The following is a 19,892-nucleotide window of genomic DNA, read 5'->3' on the forward strand; positions in this document are numbered from 1 at the left end:
TCAACTCAGGTTATTTTATCGTCTGTTTTATACTTGCTTTAGAAAGATCAAGCAGGAATCAGGCATGCCGCCCAAGTTAATGCGATAATTGCCAAGGCAACAAATTGTGCTGCACTTCCCATATCTTTGGCATTTTTGGACAAGGGGTGTTGCGCCATCGAAACACGATCGACCACAGCTTCAATAGCAGAATTAATTAGTTCGACAATGATGGCAAGTAAACACACCACAATCATGAGTACCTGTTCAACACGACTGACAGGCATGAAAAAACTGAGTGGAATCAGCAGTGTATTAATCAGGATGATTTGCCGAAATGCAGCTTCATTTTTAAAGGCGGCTTTAAAACCTGCCAAAGAATAGCTTGTAGCATTCAGAATTCGCTGTACACCAGAAGTGCCTTTATAAGGAGAGCGTGGAAGCATAATGAATCTGATTTGAAATAAACCAGATGTTAAGTGGTTTAGCTTAAAATTGGCTTAACTACCAACGTTCGAGACTATAAATTAAATCTGTGTAACATGTAACATTATAAGTGCGCTTTTGAATAATAAGAAACCACCAGTAAAGAGACTGTAAATTAAATTGAACTTTGTTGCATAAAAATTCTTCAAAATACTGATTTTTTAGGATTTTTTAAATTTCAATCCAAAAATAAATTAAACAAAATCATACCCTTAGATATTTATGCAACAAAGCCTAGGCAAAGTGCAAATTTAAGTTTGCTGCTCTGCCGTAGAACGCGTGCAATTACGCCCACTGTGTTTTGCTTCATAAAGTTTATTATCTGCTATTTTTAGCACTTCGTTCACATCTGCTGCATCTTGAGGCCAAAATGCGATACCAACAGAGATGGTGATTTGCCCCATACCATTAATATTGGTTTGTTGCATGGTCGTTCTTAAACGCTCCGCAGCTTTATATGCCACACTTGGGTCGGCAGTCGTCATCAGCACTAAAAACTCTTCGCCCCCAGAACGGCAACAAATATCATGATCCCTAAAATTAGTTTGCATTATTTGGGCGAGCGTTTGCAGTACCATATCACCTTGATCATGCCCATAGTGATCATTAACTTTCTTAAAGAAATCAATATCAATAGCCAATGCTGCAAACTCAGTTCGGGTTTTGACCAACTCATTTAAAAATAATTGCATCCCACGACGGTTATATAAACCTGTCAATGGGTCCGTATTGACACGATGTTTTAACTCCGCAATCCGATGACTAAAGGTTTCCGAACTGAGTAATAATGAGGTTCTAAACTTTAATACCTCGAAATACCACGGGTCGACTTCTTTAATTTTATCTTGAATTTCAGCCTGATTGAGCATACTTGCCATACGTGCCAAGCGGTTCAAAGGTGAAGAAATAAAGCTTGAGATATACCAAACCACTAAGAAAATAAATAAGTAAAAAAAGAAGATCCCAATCGATACTTTTAAAATCAGCGTATTGGCTTGTGCAAGTAAATCATCAGTCGGCTGCTGAGAAACTACAATCCATTTTACACTAGGAATATGTGCAAAACCCGCCAAATTATCTATACCTAAACTATTCTTTAAACGGATTGATCCCTTTCTATGATTATTAATATAGTCTAAACCCGTATTATTGATAATTTTTTCACCAATGCGCTTTTTATCTGGATGAAAAATAATACGATTATGTTGATCAATCACATACATATAACTTTTTTTATAATCATACTGAGTATTGAGCATGGTATTAATCAAGTTCTGCTCCTGTAAATAAATCGTACCACTGATTAAGCCTAAATATTGATGTGTTTTATCATAAATAGGTTGTGACATCATGACGATTAAATTATTACTTATAGACCAATAGGGAGATGAAATATAAGTTTTCTTTTTTTTAATAGATCCATCAATACCAATGGTACTATAAGCCTGATTAAAATTAAGTTTTAATGTATTAGGTGCATAAGCTAAAATATGTTTATTCTGCTCTACCAATAAAACGCTATTAAAATTATTCGATTGATTTTTTAAGCGTTTTACTTCTTCTTTTCTAACTTGTGTATTATAAAAATTTTTTTCTAATAAACGTGCACTATAATCCAACTCTTGCAGCATATCTGAAAAATGTTGATTGGCACTGGTGGCAATTTTTTCTGCATATTTTTCATTGATCACAAGTGAATTTTGAATTAATTGTTGTTTAATTACATAATTTAAAATAAAAATACTTACGACAAATAAGCCTGATACACTTAAAATTGTGGAAATTAAAATAAGTTTACGCAGATCCAATCCGAGTCGTAGTAAAAATTGTTTCAACAGTTCCTACCCCAAAAAATTCATAAACTGCGACAAATGTCGATTTTAACACATAATTTTACAACTCAATCACATATTTGAAAGCAATACAGTTGAATTTTAGTTGTCTATTTTTGATGTTCAATTCCACAAATTGGATAATTCCCTTGTTGCTGACCACCACCTCAATTCAGAAATATATCCTGAAAATAGAACTTCTACCACACATCTCCCAAGAATGCACCGTCTAACAACAAAGAATGACAACTTGACGTTTTTTGTACTTAATTTTTTTGGAAAACCGTGACTATTAGATAAACTTCTAGGATCAATTATACACAAAATTACAAAAATTAAATATTTGCTCTATGCTTTAAATTCACTCTATCCACTTAATAAATAAATTGTTTTCTCTTATGTTTAAGACACTTTTCACTTTAAGCAATTGCTGACTTTTAACAGCATGTATTGTGGTTGACGGAACAGCATCGGGGCAGATTTCCAATATCGTCATTCAACCTCAAATTCCACCCAGTACACCTCTAGAACACCCTGCTCAACAAACTATTTATGTGCCAACATCTAAGCCTTATCCTACACAAACATGGCAACAAAAACTCAAAATTAAAACCTATGATGGCCGCTGCGTAGATTTTAGTCGCAGTAATCAACGTTCCATTCAGACTTCACATTGTCATGATGGAACCAATCAGTATTTCATTTTCCATCCTGATCAAAGTATTACCGTGCAAGGCAAATGTCTAGATGTAGCAGGAAAACAGAAACATGATGGTGCGGAAGTCATTGCTTATAGCTGTAATGGACAAAGTAACCAAAAATGGTATCTCGATGGTCAGCGTATTCGTAGTGCAGATACAGGCAAATGTTTAGATATTTATAATGGGAAAATGAAAATGTATAGCTGCAATCAAAATCGTGGGCAGAAGTTTAGTTTTATTGCATTATAAATAAATGAATCACTCCTTCCCTCAGCCTAGCCTGCTCTTTTAAAGATGGCGGAATTAGCGATTGATGATTTAAAAACAACTTATAAAAAATCTAACACCATTAATTAAGGATGCTGGCTAAACAAATCAAAAATCACTTTTCTTAACCACTGATGACAGGTTTGGTGATGACAAGACGTATGCCAATACTGTCGTACAGGATAAGTTGGGAAGTTCAACGGCGCACTTACTACTTGTAAATTCCCACGTGCCAACAATACCTCACTTAAATAATAAGGTACTGTCGCAATCATATCGGTTTCTTGCACAATTAAACCAACGCCCAAATAACTTGGAATACTCATTAAAATATTACGTCTTAAACCGCGATTGCTTAATTCATTTTCAATATGGTAGTGACCTATACTGGTATCCACATCGACATGCGATTCACGAATATAAGCTTCAACATCTAAACTTTTTTCACAGATGCGTGGATGATCTTTACGACTAATCACCACATAATATTGTAAAAATAATTGCTGCTGATAAAAACCCTGTTCTAATTCAGGTAAAAATCCAATCGCAAAATCAATTTCACCATTTGCCATTTGATAACTGGTTTCACGGGTAATAGGACGAATTTTAATCCGTACCGAAGGCGCATGTTTTTTTAAAAACTTTGTCAGCTTTGGCAATAGAACCAAATGCGAAACATCGGTCATTGCCAAGGTAAATAATTGATCGGAATGGGTCGGATCAAAATCGACTTTAAAGTTATTAACCGTTTCAATTTTATTAAGAATTTCACTAATCGGTGAAAAAATCTGTTTCGCCAACTCTGTTGGCAACATTTCATTGCCCACCCTTAAAAATAATGGGTCATTAAAATGCTGACGAATTTTATTTAAACAGTTACTAACCGCAGGCTGACTCATGCCCAACGCATCTGCGGCAGCAGACACATTTTTTAATTTATACACATAATAAAAAATCTGTAGCAGTCTGCTATCTAACTTAAACATATCCATCTATCCTTAGAATCAGTTTCACTGCTCAGTTTTCATCCTTATTTAACGCCAAGCTTTTAATTTAGAGCTATGTCCAATGCCTACATTAAAACAATTGGTCGGATCCAATTTTTTATAGTGCTGCTTCAGGGCAGGCTTCGCCACATATAAATGCCCAACATTATGCTCTGCAGGATACTCTGCCCCACGTGCATCAAGCAATGACCACATTTGATGTTCCATCGCCAACGGGTCTAGACCTTTTTTAATAATATAGTCCTGATGAAAGACATGACATAGAAAATGACCATAATACAACTTATGTATAATCGCCTGCTCCAACTCTGCAGGCAAGGTTTCAACCCATTGCTGATCATTACGTCTTAACGCAATATCTAAAGCGACAATGTCTTCCACTTCATTTCGATGTGTATCACGATAACGGATTGCAGCACCTGCCACAGCAAAGCGATGCAAAAATGCCTTACGTCCTTCATCTTCATTACATAGAAAAAAACTGCCGGAACTGCGCGTGATAAAATAATCCAGTAAAAACTGCTGTACTACCGCAACATCTTGCTGCTCAATCCGCAAAATTAAATGATGCTCATACAAATCACGAAATTGGTTCATGCGTTCAGGTAAATGATTTGGCAACAGTTTCGTGAACATTTGCAAAACTTTATCTGACAATCCACGCATACCCCAACGGGTTAGAAAACCATCGACTTTGTCTTTCATGGCAAAAGCGGCAGGTACTTTACTGGTGCCAAATTTCTCAATAAACAAAAAGCTGTCTTTGCCGTATTCTGCGCCAATGTCATAGGCATCTCGATGAATATACTCGCCTGCAATCGGTACACGCGGCAAATCACGCAATAAAAAACGGCGAATCGCGGTTAAATCATCCTGTTGATTGCTGCCGATATAAAACACCTGACTCGGAATTTTCTCAAACGTATCCAAACGCACCGCAAACACACAGACTTTACCTGCAGAACCTGAAGCTTCAAACAAACGGCTCGGGTCGGCATTAAATCGTGCAGGGGTATCGGCATCGACTTGCGTAACATCATGTACATAACGCTGATCTGAAGCACAGCAATGTTCTGAATATTCAATATCTTCAGGGCGATATTGTTGTTGCTCAAGTTTGGTTAAAATTTCTTCTGGCGAGCTTCCTAAATTCACCCCCAAATGGTTGATGAGTTGCAACTCGCCCAGTTCATTGACCTGGGCATATAAAGCCAACTCAGTATAGGCTGGGCCACGTCTGACCAATGCACCACCTGAATTATTACATACCCCGCCCAACACCGAAGCGCCAATACAAGACGAACCAATGACTGAGTGTGGCTCACGCTGATGCGGCGCCAAATGTTGTTCCAAAGCATCTAGTGTTGCACCAGGCAAGCAAATCACTTGCTTGGCATCGTTGATGAGCTGGATACCTTTTAAACGTTGGGTGTTAATCAAAATCACAGGACGATCATAGTCATCACCAAAAGGGGTAGAGCCGCCCGTGAGTCCTGTATTGGCGGCTTGCATAATAATAATGCAATCTGCGGCCACAGCCACTTGTAACACTTGCCACTGCTGCAATAAAGAACCTGGCGTGACCACCGCAAAAACCTGTCCTTCGCCAAAACGTCGCCCTTGACGATATAAACGAGTATCCGATTCATGGGTCAATACATGCGCTTTTCCCACAATATCAACTAGGTTTTTAAGGGTTGCTGCAGCATCAAATTGTGTTATTGAAGAAATTGTCTGTGGCATAGTGTACAAGTCCTGAAACAAGGTGAAAAATACAATTAAGCGATTCAGCCAAATGCAACGGTTGATGGATTGATCGCTCCTGTTGGCAATTTAGCCTTTCAGTTCACGCTCAAGTTGTACCAAGCAATCTGAATTAATCGCTTGAATGTTTTTAGCCCCCGTTAAGGTCATTGCGACGCGCATTTCTTTATCAATCAATTCGAGTAAATTACTCACACCCGCCCCGCCTGCTGCACCTAGTGCATAAATAAAAGCACGTCCGAGCATACAAGTATCCGCACCCATCGCCAACATGCGCACCACATCTAGGCCATTACGAATACCTGAATCCACTAGAATTTTAAGATCTCCTTTCACCGCATCAGCAATTGGCGGTAAAGCACGTGCAGTCGAGAGCACACCATCTAACTGACGACCACCGTGATTGGACACCACAATTCCATCAGCCCCAAAACGAACAGCATCCTTAGCATCTTCTGGGTCTAAAATGCCTTTAATGACCATTGGGCCATCCCAGAATTCACGAATCCACTCCAAGTCTTTCCATGAAATAGATGGGTCAAAGTTATTGCCTAACCAGCCAATATAATCTTCAAGTCCTGTTGGTTTGCCTAAGTATTTAGAGATATTGCCCAAGTCGTGCGGACGACCAAGTAAGCCAACATCCCATGCCCAGTTTGGATGCATCACTGCCTGCATATAGCGTCGCATAGCAGCATTTGGACCACTCATGCCCGAGTGCGCATCCCGGTAACGTGCGCCAGGCACAGGCATATCTACTGTAAAGACCAAGGTTGAACAGCCTGCTGCTTTGGCACGTTCCAAAGCATTGCGCATAAAACCACGGTCACGCAATACATATAATTGAAACCACATTGGGCGTGAAATGGCAGGCACCACTTCTTCAATAGGGCACACCGACACAGTAGATAAGGTAAACGGAATGCCTTTTTTGTCAGCCGCAACTGCAGCCTGTACTTCACCACGGCGTGCATACATGCCTGTTAAACCCACAGGTGCCAACGCCACAGGCATTGACAAGGTTTCATTAAATAAGGTGGTTTCTAAACTCAAAGCCGACATGTCATTCAAAACACGTTGGCGCAATGCAATTTGTGAAAGGTCTTCCACATTTCTTTTCAGCGTTTGTTCCGCGTACGCACCTCCATCAATATAGTGAAATAAAAATGGCGGTAAACGGCGTTTAGCTGCTTCGCGGTAATCATTCGCAGAAGAAATAATCATGGCGCTATCCTGTTTAATCGACTCGCACGCTGACGACGCGCATCTTCCTCGTCGATCATGCGTACTTGTTGAACTACAAATTCAATATGTCCACACACTGCCGTACGGGCAGCTTCTGGATCCTGACGTTCAATTGCATCCATCACTTGAAAGTGTTGATCATGCAACTGATCAAAACGGTGGGCTTCGGTATAAACTTTACGTCTGCCCAAAACTACGTTGTATTGCAACAAATCAAATAAGCCGCGCATCATTTGAATGAGCACCAAATTGTGCGATGCCTCGGCAATTGCCAAATGAAACTTGGCATCGGCAATTGCCGCCTGATCGTCATCACCCAAAATCTGAAAATGAGCGATTTGCTCATAACAGGCACGGATGTTTTTCATATCCTCAGCAGTTGCCCGCTGTGCGGCATACCATGCCGTACCACCCTCAAGCACCATTCGCGCTTCCTGCACATCAAAACGATAAGCAGGATCTTCATCAATCAGGTTACTTAAAGGCTGCACAATTTGATATTGCGACCAATTGGTGGGTAGCTGTTGCAAAAAAGTACCCGCTCCAACTTTGCTGACCAACATGCCCTGACTAGTCAATTGCTGAATAGCTTCACGCAAAGAGGAACGGGAAACCCCGAGTTGTTCACATAACTTTCTTTCGGCAGGCAATCGGTCTCCGACTTGCATCTGATTTTTTTCAACCAGTGTGCGCAGGTCTTGTACAACTTTGTCGGAAACTTTCATGCGGCAATCCTCTTGTGCATGTGGTTATGGAATCATCCATGGGAACACATAAGCTTGTAGAGTGATAATAATACCGATCATTACGGTGAACGTGATACTGTGTTTCACGGTAAAGCGGAATAAATCCGATTCTTTTCCAACTAAACCTACTGCTGCGCAGGCAATTGCAATCGATTGTGGTGAAATCATTTTACCTGTTACCCCACCACTGGTATTGGCAGCAACTAACAAGACTTCTGGTACACCAATTTGCTGTGCAGTTGTAGCTTGCAAGGCAGCAAACAAGGCATTGGCTGATGTATCCGAACCTGTTAAGAACACCCCAATCCAACCTAAAAATGGCGAGAAGAATGTGAAAGCATGGCCTGTGTGTGACAAAGCCAGTGCCAAAGTCGCAGACATACCTGAATAATTGGCAATAAATGCAAAAGCCAACACCATCCCAATCGAATAAATCGGTGTTTTAAGCTCGTTGATAGTTTCTGCAAAAGTTTTAACAGCTTCACGCGGTTTCATTTTTAAGTAAATGATGGTGATGACAGCCGCAATCATAATTGCAGTCCCTGTTGCACTCAGCCAATCGAACTTAAAGATCGCATCGTAGTCTTTAACCTCAGCAACCACAGGCGGCATCTTTTGCACCAATTGGTGTAAAAATGGCACCTTGATGGAAATTACCCAGTCGTGCATTGCCCCATCTTTGGCAAATAAATCTTTAAACGGTTTGATGCTCCAAATGGTGACCATCACCGTTAACACTGCAAATGGAGACCATGCTTTAACAATCTGACCCATGCTGTATTTTTGCTGTTGTTCTGCAACTAAGTTGGCATCTACTTTTGTGTCTGCATCGCTAAAACGGAAAATGTGTTTTGGCTGCCAGAATTTAAATAACACCGTTAAACTAATCAAAGATGCAATAGCAGCTGTAATGTCGGGTAACTCAGGTCCAACAAAGTTAGAGGTCAAGTATTGTGCAATTGCAAAAGCACCACCACCCACCAACACTGCAGGCCAAGTTTCCTTAACACCGCGCCAGCCATCCATAATTGCCATAATCCAGAACAGCACAATTGGCACCATAAATGGCAACTGACGTCCAACCATCTGGCTAATTTCCATAGTTTCTACACCCGAAACCTGACCCGCCACAATAATTGGGATCCCCATTGCACCAAACGCAACAGGTGCAGTGTTCACAATCAAACATAAACCCGCAGCGTATAAAGGTTTAAAACCCAAACCCACCAGCAAAGCTGCAGTAATTGCCACTGGCGCCCCAAAGCCCGCTGCACCTTCTAAAAATGTGCCAAACGCAAAGCCTACTAATAGCATCTGGAGACGCTGATCTTCTGTAATCGACAGAATAGATGAGCGAATAATGTTAAATTGCCCTGTTTTTACAGAGATTTTATATAAGAATAGCGCGCCAATAATAATCCATGCGATTGGCCATAAACCGTAGAAAAAACCATAGATTAATGAAGCAAAAGCCATTGGTGCAGGCATGCCATAGGCAAATAACGACACTAATAACGCCAAAATAACCGTAATTGTTCCCGCAACACTTCCCTTTAAGCGAAATACTGCCAATGCCAAAAAGAAAAATATAATCGGGATTGATGCAATAAGACTCGAAATCCAAATATTTGCCATTGGATCATAGATCTGTTGCCAATGTTGAAGCATTGTCATCTCCTTGAAATGCTCACTCAAACGTAAACATAGGTTTAAGCATAGAGGTAAAAATTCTAATTTTGGTCTGACCAATATTGAGATAAAATCAAAATCCCCTCAATATTTGCAACAAATAATAGTTTTACACAAGAAAAAGTCAACATTGGTCTGATTATTTATTAAAATGGTCATACCAGTTTAAATAAAGGTGTTCTTTGGTTGCAGCATAAAAAAATACGCTAAAGAACAATTTAAACTTTGTTTTTTCTGTAGTTTTTAAAAGGAAGGAAAAACCAAATTTATTCTGCACAGCCTTATACAACTTTAGTCCAATACAATGAAATAAGTGTGATTTCTAGCAAGATGAATTGAACCCTTGATAAATCTTTACGTCCAAATACATCTAACGCGAGTCGGAAATCATTTTTTCAGAACTTTATAATTTGTTGGCATCGGCTATGGTAATAAAGGGCTTAACTTTTGTGAAGTCTTGCCCCTGCGCATCCATCACGGTTTCTACGTTACCCATCGCAGCGTTTAAGATTTTCGTTCCACCTGCAAAGTAAATATTTTCATGCGGCTGATACTCTGTTGCAAAACGACCCAATTCTTTGCCTGTATGAATATCTAAGATATGCACCACATTGCCTGACGATGGCGACACAGCAACACGTTGTCCATCTACTGAAAGCGCCATGTTCTGCATGGAAACCTTCGACTGGCGTACAGCAATTCATTTTGCCTGTTTTAATTTTAATGGATACCCCATCAGCAAAACTTTGACGGGAATCTAAAATGGATTGTCCATCTTGGTTGGAATACATACCATCCAACCACTGTTCATTAAGCTTACCTGCAGTTTGATGAATTTAAGCATAAGTAACTAATTTTATGATATTTAAATGTATTTCTAATAAGCGCTCTTTGTGGTCAGGAATCATATTGACCACGACCACTTTTCCAAAGCCTTGCGAAAGGCGAATCACAGTCACTGGACCATCTCAGTTATTGCCGAAAAAAAAGACTTGTTGAATATTCGGTGGCTGCTGTATATAAGTCGAATCTGCATCGCCTTGTGTGCTGACACAACTGGTTAAAGCCGGCACGCCTTAAAGCAGATGTTTAAACACTTTGTTGCAATATTCATGTTCTTGTTCTGTCTAAACAGCAAAATGAAAAGTATTGTTTTTGTTTGGCTTGTGTTTTTAGATGATAGTTGTTTTTAACTGAAATCGTCCCAATTCATCTCGATACGACCTTGAAGATTGTTGGCGTGGCATTCATTGCGCAATCGCATATTTGTTTTATAATTTTAAATCTAGGTTCAAGCCAGACTATCCAATAGCAGGTCAGGTTCAGATAAACAGAAATATAACATTACATCCTGTTAAAATGCCAAGCATGATAAAAGCTTGTTTTGTCGATGCAATGACAGTAATTCCATACCAATTCAAGCATTTAAACTCAGGAATATCAGGATGTGCCGAAATGCAGTTGTTGGAACTTAAAACCTTGCGTAAACAGCTTCGACAACAACGCAGAGCAGTCACGCGTACCCAACAGCAACAAGCGCAGCAAGCTGTTTTGCAGCGCCTACTACGGCTGCCAAAATTTCAGTACGCAAAAAAAGTGGGGCTGTATTTAGATGCATTTGGTGAAATTCATACACAGCGCATCATTGAATATTGCTTCGTACAAGGCAAACAAGTGTATTTACCAATGATTTGCAATATGAATCAACGCTTGGTGTGGGTACAAATCAGCCTACAACAATATCGTAAGCAGCGTTTTACCCATCATCGTCTAGGGATGCAAGAACCAAGAACAAGTCGCGGGAAACACATCTCGCATTTAGATATGCTATTGATGCCCTTATTGGCCTGCGATACACACGGCACCCGAATTGGAATGGGTGGTGGTTATTATGACCGCACGCTGGCATCTGCTCCACAGCGTCCCTATCGCTTAGGTATTGCACATGATTTTCAGCTGATTCATGCAAACTTGCCACGTGAAAATTGGGATCAACCTCTAGATGCCTTACTGACACCACAGTATTTTTTACAGTTTAAACGCAACTAGAAATGCTAAATTGATCAATTTGACTGAGCAGGTCAATTTAAAATCAAATACTTAGCTACTTTTTAAACAATTTATGTTGACCTACCCTTGTATTTTTAAAAATACCCATCACTATAAAAAACATGGCAACACCGTTGTCACTCATTAGGAGTGCCCATGTCTGAAATTATTATGAATCAAGAAACCTTAGAGCCTCAGGTTCCAAGTGTATTACCACTTTTAGCGCTACGTGATGTGGTGGTGTATCCGCACATGCAAATCGCGCTATTTGTAGGTCGTGAAAAATCGATCAATGCAGTTGATGTGGCTCGTAACAGTGACAATCTAGTATTTGTAGTTGCGCAAAAAGATTCGCTTACAGAAGAAATTGATCACGACAATTTGTATCAATACGGTACTGTCGCGAAGATTGTGCAAGTTGTGAATCACGAAAATGATGAAAACTGTATCAAAGTGCTGATTGAAGGCTTATACCGCGCCAAACTCGAAAAAATTATTGATGAAGACGCGTATTTGACTGCTGAACACAGCTTAAGCCCAATGACTGTTGCGATGGATGAAAATACCCAAGCAACACGCTTGCAAGAATTACGTGCCTTATTTGCGCAATATGCAGAAGCAAAATTACGCAATGCACGTGAACTGATTGCTGCTGCCAATAAAATTGAAGATTTATTGCAGTTGTTGTTCTTTGTTGCAACCCGCGTGCCATTGAATATTGATGTTAAACAAAAATTCCTTGAGCACGACGAGTTTGAAGCTCACTTAACCGAGTTAATGACTTATTTATTGCAACAGTCTGAAGAACAGCAGATTGAGCAAACTTTGCATGACTCAGTTAAACGTCAGATGGAAAAAAATCAGCGTGAATACTTCTTAAATGAGAAGATGAAAGTCATTCAACGCGAACTGTCCGATATGAACGGCGGTGCGGAAGATGATGTCGCTGAAATTGAAAAACGTCTGGCCGAAGCAGACTTGCCTGAGCATGTACGTAAAAAAGCAGAAGCTGAGTTCCGTAAACTAAAAGCGATGCAACCTGCATCTAGCGAAGCAGCTGTTGTACGTAACTATCTGGAAGTTATTTTAGATACGCCATGGAACAAAGCCAGTAAAGTCAGTATTAACTTGGCGAAAGCACAAGAAATTTTAGATGCCGACCATTATGGTTTAGATGAAGTTAAAGACCGTATTGTGGAATACCTTGCTGTGCAGTCGCGCGTGAAAAAACTCAAAGGTCCAATTCTGTGCTTGGTTGGTCCTCCAGGTGTAGGTAAAACCTCACTAGGTGAGTCGGTTGCCAAAGCCACTGGACGTGAGTTCGTGCGCATGGCGCTAGGCGGCGTACGTGATGAAGCGGAAATTCGCGGTCACCGTCGTACCTATATTGGTGCGATGCCAGGTAAAATTGTGCAGTCATTGACCAAAGTTGGGGTTAAAAACCCGCTATTCTTGCTCGATGAAATTGACAAAATGGCACAGGATTACCGTGGTGACCCTGCCTCTGCTTTGTTAGAAGTACTTGATCCATCACAAAATAACAAGTTTAACGATCACTATTTAGATCTAGACTTAGACTTGTCTGAAGTGATGTTCATTTGTACTGCCAACAGCATGAATATTCCAGAAGCTCTACTAGATCGTATGGAAGTGATTCGTCTACCGGGTTATACCGAAGATGAAAAAGTGAATATTGCAGAACGCTATCTTGTACCTAAAGCCATCAAAAATAACGGCTTGCGTGCTAAAGAATTGACGGTTCATGAAGAAGCGATTCGTGACATTGTACAGCGCTATACGCGTGAAGCAGGTGTGCGTAGTCTGGAACGTGAAGTGTCAAAAATTGCCCGTAAAGTGGTGAAAGAAGCAGTCAGCAAAAAAGCCAAAAACCTACAGGTAGATGTGACTTCACAAAACTTGCCTGATTACCTTGGTCCGTACAAATTTGACTATGGTATGGCAGAAGAAGAAGCTGAAGTCGGCCGCGTAAATGGCTTGGCTTGGACTTCAGTGGGTGGTGAATTACTTACCATTGAAGTAGCAACCATGAAAGGCAAAGGCAATTTCATCACCACAGGTTCATTGGGTGACGTGATGCAAGAGTCGATCAAAGCTGCGATGACCGTTGTGCGTACCCGTGCTGACAGCTTAGGCATTGAAGCGAGTGTATTTGCCGAAACCGATGTGCACGTACACTTGCCAGAAGGTGCAACACCTAAAGATGGTCCATCTGCAGGTTTGGCATTGACCACAGCATTGGTGTCTGCGTTTACAGGTATTCCAATTCGTCCTGATATTGCCATGACTGGTGAAACCAGTTTACGTGGTCGTGCAATGCGCATTGGTGGCTTGAAAGAGAAACTTCTTGCGGCACATCGTGGTGGTATTAAACTGGTATTTATTCCACAAGAAAACGTGCGTGACTTATCTGAAATTCCAGACAATGTCAAAGATGGCTTGGAAATCAAGGCTGTAAAAAGCATTGATGAAATCTTGCCTTTGGCACTGACCAGTATGCCTAAGCCTTTAACCAAGGCACCTATTGTGAAGCCAGTAGCAGCAGGCAAAGCAGCACGTCATTAAGCCAGTGACTTTACTTTGCATAACAACTACTCAAAAGAGCACCTAGGTGCTCTTTTGTCGCATTTAGATTCTGGATTTAAAATAGTTGAATTATTTTTTTAAACAGATCCTATATTTTTAATTCAATTTCCTTGAAAAATAGGGAAACCGTCTATATATAAATTTGAGATACATCGCGCTGTATGTTTCTTGTTTGGTCTATTTAGACCGATAAATTGATCAGACGCTTTTGAATGAAGCGTGCTTCATGGTCTGGTCATCTATATCTCCAGATAGATGACCTTTTAATCGCAGTCCTAGTTCAATTCAGGGCTGCGTTTTTTATGCACTGCGATCATCCATCAAGGTGATAAAAGCTGTGTAACAAAGCCATTTACAACATGCGCCATTTTTTCAAAATTTACCGTTTTTAAAGTATCACTTGTAGTATGACGAAGTGCACTGCGATAACTACCTGTATCGGTTATTAAAATAGCTGGAATATCATATTTCCAATAGTTTAAATGATCTGAAAAATCCATCCCCTTGACGAAAGTCGGTGCCACCACGCGTTCACATTGCAGTTGGTTCAAACGCTGCATCGCATTGCAATAGGCTGCACTCACTTCACGTGACTGAATATTGCTCAACGCCGCAATAAAATTGCCATGACTGGGGTAAATCCACTTTATACCGATTGGGTAATTTTGCACCAAATTGCTGTCGTAATAACCAATCATATCGAGCACATACACCGCACTAATTTTTTCTTTTTCAGCCTGCACAGATTTGGCATGTACAAAACTGCCCATTGACTCGGTTTTAAAAAATGGTGGTTCTGCCAAGGTATAAAATACAAATTCGACATTTTGACTAAGTTTATTCTTTTCCTGCGCCAAAATTCGTGCTGTTTCGATTACACCCGCCACGCCAGAAGCGTTGTCATTTGCGCCCTGCTGCTGTCCATATACATCGTAATGCGCACCAAAAATCGTTTTTTTCGCAGAACCGATATTCAGCTTACACACTACATTACGGTAGCTTTGCTGATTGACCACATAATTCTGAAACTGACACGGTATTCCAAATACCCGCATCTGTTCCCGAATCCATGCCGAAACCCGATTCAGTTCATTCACATTTTTATAATGACGATACTGTTCGGAATTACCTAACCCCTGCTGCCCAATCACTTGCTGCATATAGACTTGTAAATTGTTTGGTTCTGCCGATTGCTCCGCTGGAGCAGAAAATGTAGCAGTGCTCATCAATCCCATACTCGCGCCCAATACCCATACATATAACTGCTGACTTTGAAACGTGCGCATGCTGATAATTCCAATACAAAAAGACCAATAAGATTGTCGAGTATTAAAGCAACAGCCTGTTGGCAAATTCAATTGCAAATTGTGTCGTTACACAGCGCTTGTATTGAATCATGGTTATAATGTGAGATTCTAATTGCTCGCTACATGAACTCGCCTATGAAAATTCGCATTCTGACCATTGGACAAAAAATGCCGACTTGGGTGCTGACTGGTTTTGAAGATTATTTCAAACGGATTCAGCCTTTTGTACAGACGCAAATTGTCGAACTGCCGATGGCGAAACGTGGCAAAAATGATTCTGAAGCCGATATTCTAAAATACCGCCAAATTGAAGGTGACAGCATTTTAAATGCCATGAAAACCAATGAGGTGTTAATTGCCTTAGAAGTGGGCGGCAAAGAGTTCAGCACCGAAAAACTTGCTGAAACGATGAAAGGCTGGATGCTAGAAGGTAATGATGTCGTCCTGGCGATTGGTGGACCAGATGGTCATTCTGAAGAAGTACGTAAAGCAGCAGCATGGCATTGGTCCTTATCCAAACTAACTTTGCCACACCCTTTGGTTCGCGTGATGCTGATCGAACAGCTATACCGTGCCATGAGCATTAACCATAACCACCCTTATCACCGTGCCGGTTAAATAAGACGACTCAATTTACACGTGAAGTTATAGCAGTATCACCAATTTAAGCAACGTTGCAAAGCTGCAACATAGCGTTGAACAAAAGTACATTTCGCTGCACACACTTTTTTGCGATGCTGTAGAACAGCAGGCTTTAGGGATCTAAGCATGAACTTACAGACATTACCTGGTTTATTTATCTCACATGGTTCGCCCATGTTGGCACTCAATCCTGAACAGGTCGGGCCCGCGCTTAGCCGTTTAAGGGACAATTTGCCAACACCGCAAGCCATTGTGGTGATGTCTGCGCATTGGGAAAGTAATGCACTGGAAGTCAATACAGGCATTCGTCCTGAAACATGGCATGACTTTCGTGGTTTTCCTGAAGCTTTGTATGCTTTACGCTACCCTGCACCTGGTTTGCCTGAACTGGCAGAAGATATTTTGCAACGTTTGACTGATGCTGGCTTTGCTGCACATGCCAACAGTACACGTCCGCATGATCATGGTGTATGGATGCCTTTACTACACATGTACCCCGATGCCAATATTCCAGTGATTACCATTTCTTTGCCCATAAATATGAGCGCCGAACAGATTTATTACATTGGGCAAAGTTTATCGCCATTGCGTGAACAGCAAATATTACTGATTGGTTCAGGCAGCATTACCCATAACTTACGTGAATTGTCCTGGAATATACCCCATGCAGCTGTGCCTGAATGGGCATCTAGTTTCCGTAATCGTGTGGTGCAGCATTTAAGTCATCGCAATTATGATGCTGTGCTGGATTGGCAACAATTGCCGCATGTGGCACGTAACCATCCAACGTTAGAACACTTTGCACCGTTATTTTTTGCAATGGGTACAGGCGATCGATTTAACATTGTGCATAGTAGCTTTAGTATGGGTTCACTCGGTATGGATATTTATCGTTTTGATTAAGCACTTTGCCAAACAAAAACGACCATAAGGCTATATTTTGAATATCATGATTGATCTGAGAATGTTGAATACAGCCTTGAAAATGAGCACTCTTTCTAAAAATAAAAATTGATCATCAGCCATCAGTAAAATAAGTACTGAAAGTTCCTTCTCTTGGCCATATATGACTCAGTATAAAGATATATGCCGTGCCAGAGAACGAGGGAATCGTAAATATCGTTTTAAGCAGATTTGTAAAAGAAGTCTTTTTAACCATCAATACTTAACAATACTTATGTTATAGCCCGCACGCCAAAAAACCAATACAATACCGATATGAGTTATCCAATACATTTTAGAAAGAAAATATTAGCCAAGCTTGAAGAAGGTCAATCTATCCGAGCGGTTGCTCAGCACTTCGAAATTAATAAAAATACAATTGTCGAATGGAAAAAGCGAATCGAAATAAAAAGAACTCGGCCAAGAAAACCATCTAAAGTTGATGATGATGCCTTACGTGCAGATGTTGAGCAATATCCTGATGATTATCAATATGAACGCGCTGCTCGTTTTGGTTGTGGTACTTCTACAATTGGAGATGCGCTCAAGCGTCTAAATATCACAGTTAAAAAAAGACCTTACGGCACCCGAAAGCAAAAACAGAACTCAGAGAGCAGTATTTAAAAGATTTGAACCGATTAAGGTATCAACACCCGATCATCTATCTTGATGAAAGTGGATTTAAATCTCATGAGCATAGACCTCAGGGTTATTCAAAACAGGGAACTCCTTGTTATGGAACATATAATTGGCAATTAAAAAATCAAACCAATGCAATAGGAGCAATCCATGAGGGTAAGTTATTTGCAGTGGGTTTATTTGATTGCAAAGTAAATTCGGATGTATTTCATTTTTGGGTAGATCAGTTTTTATTACCAGAGTTACCCTCGAATAGTATAATTGTCATGGACAATGCAGCCTTCCATAAACGACAAGATATACAAGATCTATTAAGCCAACATGGGCATCAAATACTTTGGTTACCACCGTATAGTCCTGACCTTAATCCTATTGAAAAAATGTGGGCATGGGTGAAGGCAAAAAGGAAAAAATGGTTGGTTAACTCAATAGATAAGCTTTTTAGTCGTTTCTTTAACGAGTGTATGGGTAATTAAACGGTTTGACTATACCAAACCACACCATTTGCTAAGCATCAACCAAAAAAACCGATGCATGTGCATCGGTTTTTTGAAAGTCTATTTAAGCCAAAGCTTAGAATACACCTTGCGCTAACATGGCATCGGCAACTTTTACGAAACCAGCAATATTCGCACCATCTACATAGTTTACAGTACCATCTTCTTGAGTACCGTATTTCACGCAGTTACGGTGAATTTCTTTCATAATTGCATGTAAACGCTCATCCACTTCTTCAAACGTCCAACCTAAACGAATCGCGTTTTGAGACATTTCAAGACCAGAAGTTGCTACGCCACCTGCATTTGAAGCTTTACCTGGTGCATACAAGATTTTCGCTTCAACGAATTTCTCTACAGCATCCAAAGTAGAAGGCATGTTTGCACCTTCAGCTACACAGATCACGCCATTTGCAAGTAAAATAGCAGCATCATCACCAGTTAACTCATTTTGAGTTGCACATGGCAATGCGATGTCACACTTAATACCCCAAGGTCGTTGACCTTCAAGATATTCGAAACCGTGTTTAGACGCAAATTCAGAAATACGACCACGTTTTACGTTTTTAAGTTCCATCACCTCAGCAAGTAATTCTGGTGTGAAACCTTCTTTCACGTACACAGTACCATTGGAGTCAGAAAGTGAAACCACTTTCGCACCCAAGTACATTGCTTTATCTGCAGCGAATTGTGCAACGTTGCCTGAACCAGAAATCGCAACAACTTTATCTTTGAAGGAATCGCCACGAGTCTTGAGCATTTCCTCAGCGAAATACACAGTACCGTAACCTGTAGCTTCTGGACGCGCCAAAGAACCACCGAAAGACAAGCCCTTTCCTGTGAATACACATGAAGTGTCATTGCTAAGTTTTTTCATCATGCCTGCCATGTAACCTACTTCACGGCCGCCTACACCAATATCACCCGCAGGAATATCAGTGTTAGAACCTAAATGACGATATAACTCGATCATTAAAGCTTGGCAGAAACGCATAATTTCGCCTTCAGACTTACCTTTAGGGTCAAAGTCTGAACCACCTTTACCACCACCCATCGGCAATGTAGTCAAAGCATTTTTAAAGGTTTGTTCAAAACCTAAGAATTTTAAAATAGAAAGGTTCACTGATGGGTGGAAACGCATACCACCTTTAAATGGACCAATTGCTGAGTTGTACTGTACACGGAATGCACGGTTTACGTGGGTTTGACCTTGGTCATCTACCCAAGAAACGCGGAATTGAATTGCACGTTCAGGCTCAACCAAACGCTCAAGCAAACCATGTGCTGCATATTGAGGGTTCTTTTCAATAAACGGCCAAAGGCTGGTCATTACTTCTTCTACAGCTTGTAGAAACTCTGGTTGATGTGCATCACGTGTTTTAACGTAATTTAGGAACTCGTTAAGGCTGTTGTATTTCAACGCTTAATCCTCAGCAGAAAATGGATCAAAATTGGTCAAAATTTCAATCAATGATATATTTTGGCGCAAAATATTA

At 40.4% G+C, this 19,892-nt stretch carries 16 protein-coding genes and 1 pseudogene; 7 read left to right on the plus strand and 10 right to left on the minus strand.

All coding sequences use genetic code 11. The features are described from left to right. Positions 1-47: 47 nt before the first annotated feature. Positions 48-425 carry a diacylglycerol kinase gene (locus AC0T5Z_RS09320; RefSeq protein ID WP_435337124.1) on the minus strand — a complete coding sequence of 126 codons (378 nt, stop codon included), beginning with the start codon at positions 423-425 and terminating at the stop codon, positions 48-50. Positions 426-716: 291 nt separating this feature from the next. Then, positions 717-2,300 carry a sensor domain-containing diguanylate cyclase gene (locus tag AC0T5Z_RS09325; protein ID WP_473786276.1) on the minus strand — a complete coding sequence of 528 codons (1,584 nt, stop codon included), beginning with the start codon at positions 2,298-2,300 and terminating at the stop codon, positions 717-719. A 449-nt stretch (positions 2,301-2,749) separates the two neighbouring features. Here AC0T5Z_RS09325 and AC0T5Z_RS09330 point away from each other — a divergent pair, with 449 nt between their 5' ends. Next, positions 2,750-3,247, plus strand: a complete 498-nt coding sequence (locus tag AC0T5Z_RS09330) for a ricin-type beta-trefoil lectin domain protein (protein WP_435337704.1) — start codon at positions 2,750-2,752, stop codon at positions 3,245-3,247. 104 nt (positions 3,248-3,351) lie between these two features. On the opposite strand, the gene AC0T5Z_RS09335 is transcribed toward AC0T5Z_RS09330, so the two are convergent. From AC0T5Z_RS09335 to AC0T5Z_RS09360, 6 genes and pseudogenes are all read right to left on the minus strand, one after another. Then, on the minus strand, positions 3,352-4,251 hold the full coding sequence (locus AC0T5Z_RS09335) for a LysR family transcriptional regulator (RefSeq protein ID WP_019837852.1): 900 nt from the start codon (positions 4,249-4,251) through the stop codon (positions 3,352-3,354). A 48-nt stretch (positions 4,252-4,299) separates the two neighbouring features. After that, entirely contained in the window at positions 4,300-6,015 is a 1,716-nt protein-coding gene (gene dld, locus AC0T5Z_RS09340; RefSeq protein WP_348931777.1) for a D-lactate dehydrogenase, read from the minus strand. Between the two features lie 90 nt (positions 6,016-6,105). Further along, positions 6,106-7,260, minus strand: a complete 1,155-nt coding sequence (lldD, locus tag AC0T5Z_RS09345) for an FMN-dependent L-lactate dehydrogenase LldD (RefSeq protein ID WP_016659249.1) — start codon at positions 7,258-7,260, stop codon at positions 6,106-6,108. Further along, complete coding sequence (gene lldR, locus AC0T5Z_RS09350; protein ID WP_435337703.1) at positions 7,257-8,006, minus strand: transcriptional regulator LldR; 750 nt, start codon at positions 8,004-8,006, stop codon at positions 7,257-7,259. The genes lldD and lldR overlap by 4 nt, the downstream gene beginning before the upstream one ends. A 24-nt stretch (positions 8,007-8,030) precedes the next feature. Continuing rightward, positions 8,031-9,701: an L-lactate permease gene (gene lldP, locus AC0T5Z_RS09355; RefSeq protein WP_435337702.1), complete on the minus strand. Its 1,671-nt coding sequence runs from the start codon at positions 9,699-9,701 to the stop codon at positions 8,031-8,033. A 359-nt stretch (positions 9,702-10,060) separates the two neighbouring features. Beyond that, positions 10,061-10,726 (minus strand): annotated as a pseudogene (locus tag AC0T5Z_RS09360) (YncE family protein); the annotation flags it as partial. A gap of 445 nt (positions 10,727-11,171) precedes the next feature. Here AC0T5Z_RS09360 and AC0T5Z_RS09365 point away from each other — a divergent pair. Both AC0T5Z_RS09365 and lon read left to right on the plus strand, forming a co-directional pair. Beyond that, positions 11,172-11,765 (plus strand): 5-formyltetrahydrofolate cyclo-ligase, encoded by a 594-nt coding sequence (locus AC0T5Z_RS09365; RefSeq protein WP_435337701.1) that lies wholly within the window; start codon positions 11,172-11,174, stop codon positions 11,763-11,765. A 156-nt stretch (positions 11,766-11,921) separates the two neighbouring features. Further along, positions 11,922-14,348 (plus strand): endopeptidase La, encoded by a 2,427-nt coding sequence (gene lon, locus AC0T5Z_RS09370; protein ID WP_435337700.1) that lies wholly within the window; start codon positions 11,922-11,924, stop codon positions 14,346-14,348. A gap of 341 nt (positions 14,349-14,689) precedes the next feature. Here lon and AC0T5Z_RS09375 read toward each other — a convergent pair whose 3' ends face one another. Further along, positions 14,690-15,655 carry a M28 family peptidase gene (locus AC0T5Z_RS09375; protein ID WP_435337699.1) on the minus strand — a complete coding sequence of 322 codons (966 nt, stop codon included), beginning with the start codon at positions 15,653-15,655 and terminating at the stop codon, positions 14,690-14,692. A 156-nt stretch (positions 15,656-15,811) separates the two neighbouring features. Here AC0T5Z_RS09375 and rlmH point away from each other — a divergent pair, with 156 nt between their 5' ends. From rlmH to AC0T5Z_RS09395, 4 genes are all read left to right on the plus strand, one after another. Beyond that, positions 15,812-16,294, plus strand: coding sequence for a 23S rRNA (pseudouridine(1915)-N(3))-methyltransferase RlmH (gene rlmH, locus AC0T5Z_RS09380; RefSeq protein WP_291340443.1), 483 nt, complete (start codon positions 15,812-15,814; stop codon positions 16,292-16,294). A gap of 150 nt (positions 16,295-16,444) precedes the next feature. Continuing rightward, the gene (locus AC0T5Z_RS09385; protein WP_435337698.1) at positions 16,445-17,221 is read left to right on the plus strand and encodes a dioxygenase family protein; all 777 of its coding nucleotides are present in this window, start codon (positions 16,445-16,447) and stop codon (positions 17,219-17,221) included. 315 nt (positions 17,222-17,536) lie between these two features. Next, complete coding sequence (locus AC0T5Z_RS09390) at positions 17,537-17,884, plus strand: IS630 transposase-related protein (RefSeq protein ID WP_005093620.1); 348 nt, start codon at positions 17,537-17,539, stop codon at positions 17,882-17,884. 5 nt (positions 17,885-17,889) lie between these two features. Further along, a complete protein-coding gene (locus tag AC0T5Z_RS09395; protein WP_473786277.1) occupies positions 17,890-18,375 on the plus strand; it encodes an IS630 family transposase in 486 nt (161 codons plus the stop codon). A 97-nt stretch (positions 18,376-18,472) separates the two neighbouring features. Here the strand turns inward: AC0T5Z_RS09395 and gdhA are convergent, their stop codons facing one another. After that, positions 18,473-19,816 carry an NADP-specific glutamate dehydrogenase gene (gene gdhA / locus AC0T5Z_RS09400; protein ID WP_291340441.1) on the minus strand — a complete coding sequence of 448 codons (1,344 nt, stop codon included), beginning with the start codon at positions 19,814-19,816 and terminating at the stop codon, positions 18,473-18,475. Positions 19,817-19,892 lie beyond the last annotated feature (76 nt).

Source organism: Acinetobacter pengchengensis (assembly GCF_982235305.1).

Coding starts and splice junctions, on each gene's coding strand:
- AC0T5Z_RS09320 (WP_435337124.1), bottom strand. CDS start 425: ATGCTTCCACGCTCTCCTTATAAAGGCACTTCTGGTGTACAGCGAATT.
- AC0T5Z_RS09335 (WP_019837852.1), bottom strand. CDS start 4,251: ATGTTTAAGTTAGATAGCAGACTGCTACAGATTTTTTATTATGTGTAT.
- dld (WP_348931777.1), bottom strand. CDS start 6,015: ATGCCACAGACAATTTCTTCAATAACACAATTTGATGCTGCAGCAACC.
- lldD (WP_016659249.1), bottom strand. CDS start 7,260: ATGATTATTTCTTCTGCGAATGATTACCGCGAAGCAGCTAAACGCCGT.
- lldR (WP_435337703.1), bottom strand. CDS start 8,006: ATGAAAGTTTCCGACAAAGTTGTACAAGACCTGCGCACACTGGTTGAA.
- lldP (WP_435337702.1), bottom strand. CDS start 9,701: ATGACAATGCTTCAACATTGGCAACAGATCTATGATCCAATGGCAAAT.
- AC0T5Z_RS09365 (WP_435337701.1), top strand. CDS start 11,172: ATGCAGTTGTTGGAACTTAAAACCTTGCGTAAACAGCTTCGACAACAA.
- lon (WP_435337700.1), top strand. CDS start 11,922: ATGTCTGAAATTATTATGAATCAAGAAACCTTAGAGCCTCAGGTTCCA.
- AC0T5Z_RS09375 (WP_435337699.1), bottom strand. CDS start 15,655: ATGCGCACGTTTCAAAGTCAGCAGTTATATGTATGGGTATTGGGCGCG.
- rlmH (WP_291340443.1), top strand. CDS start 15,812: ATGAAAATTCGCATTCTGACCATTGGACAAAAAATGCCGACTTGGGTG.
- AC0T5Z_RS09385 (WP_435337698.1), top strand. CDS start 16,445: ATGAACTTACAGACATTACCTGGTTTATTTATCTCACATGGTTCGCCC.
- AC0T5Z_RS09390 (WP_005093620.1), top strand. CDS start 17,537: ATGAGTTATCCAATACATTTTAGAAAGAAAATATTAGCCAAGCTTGAA.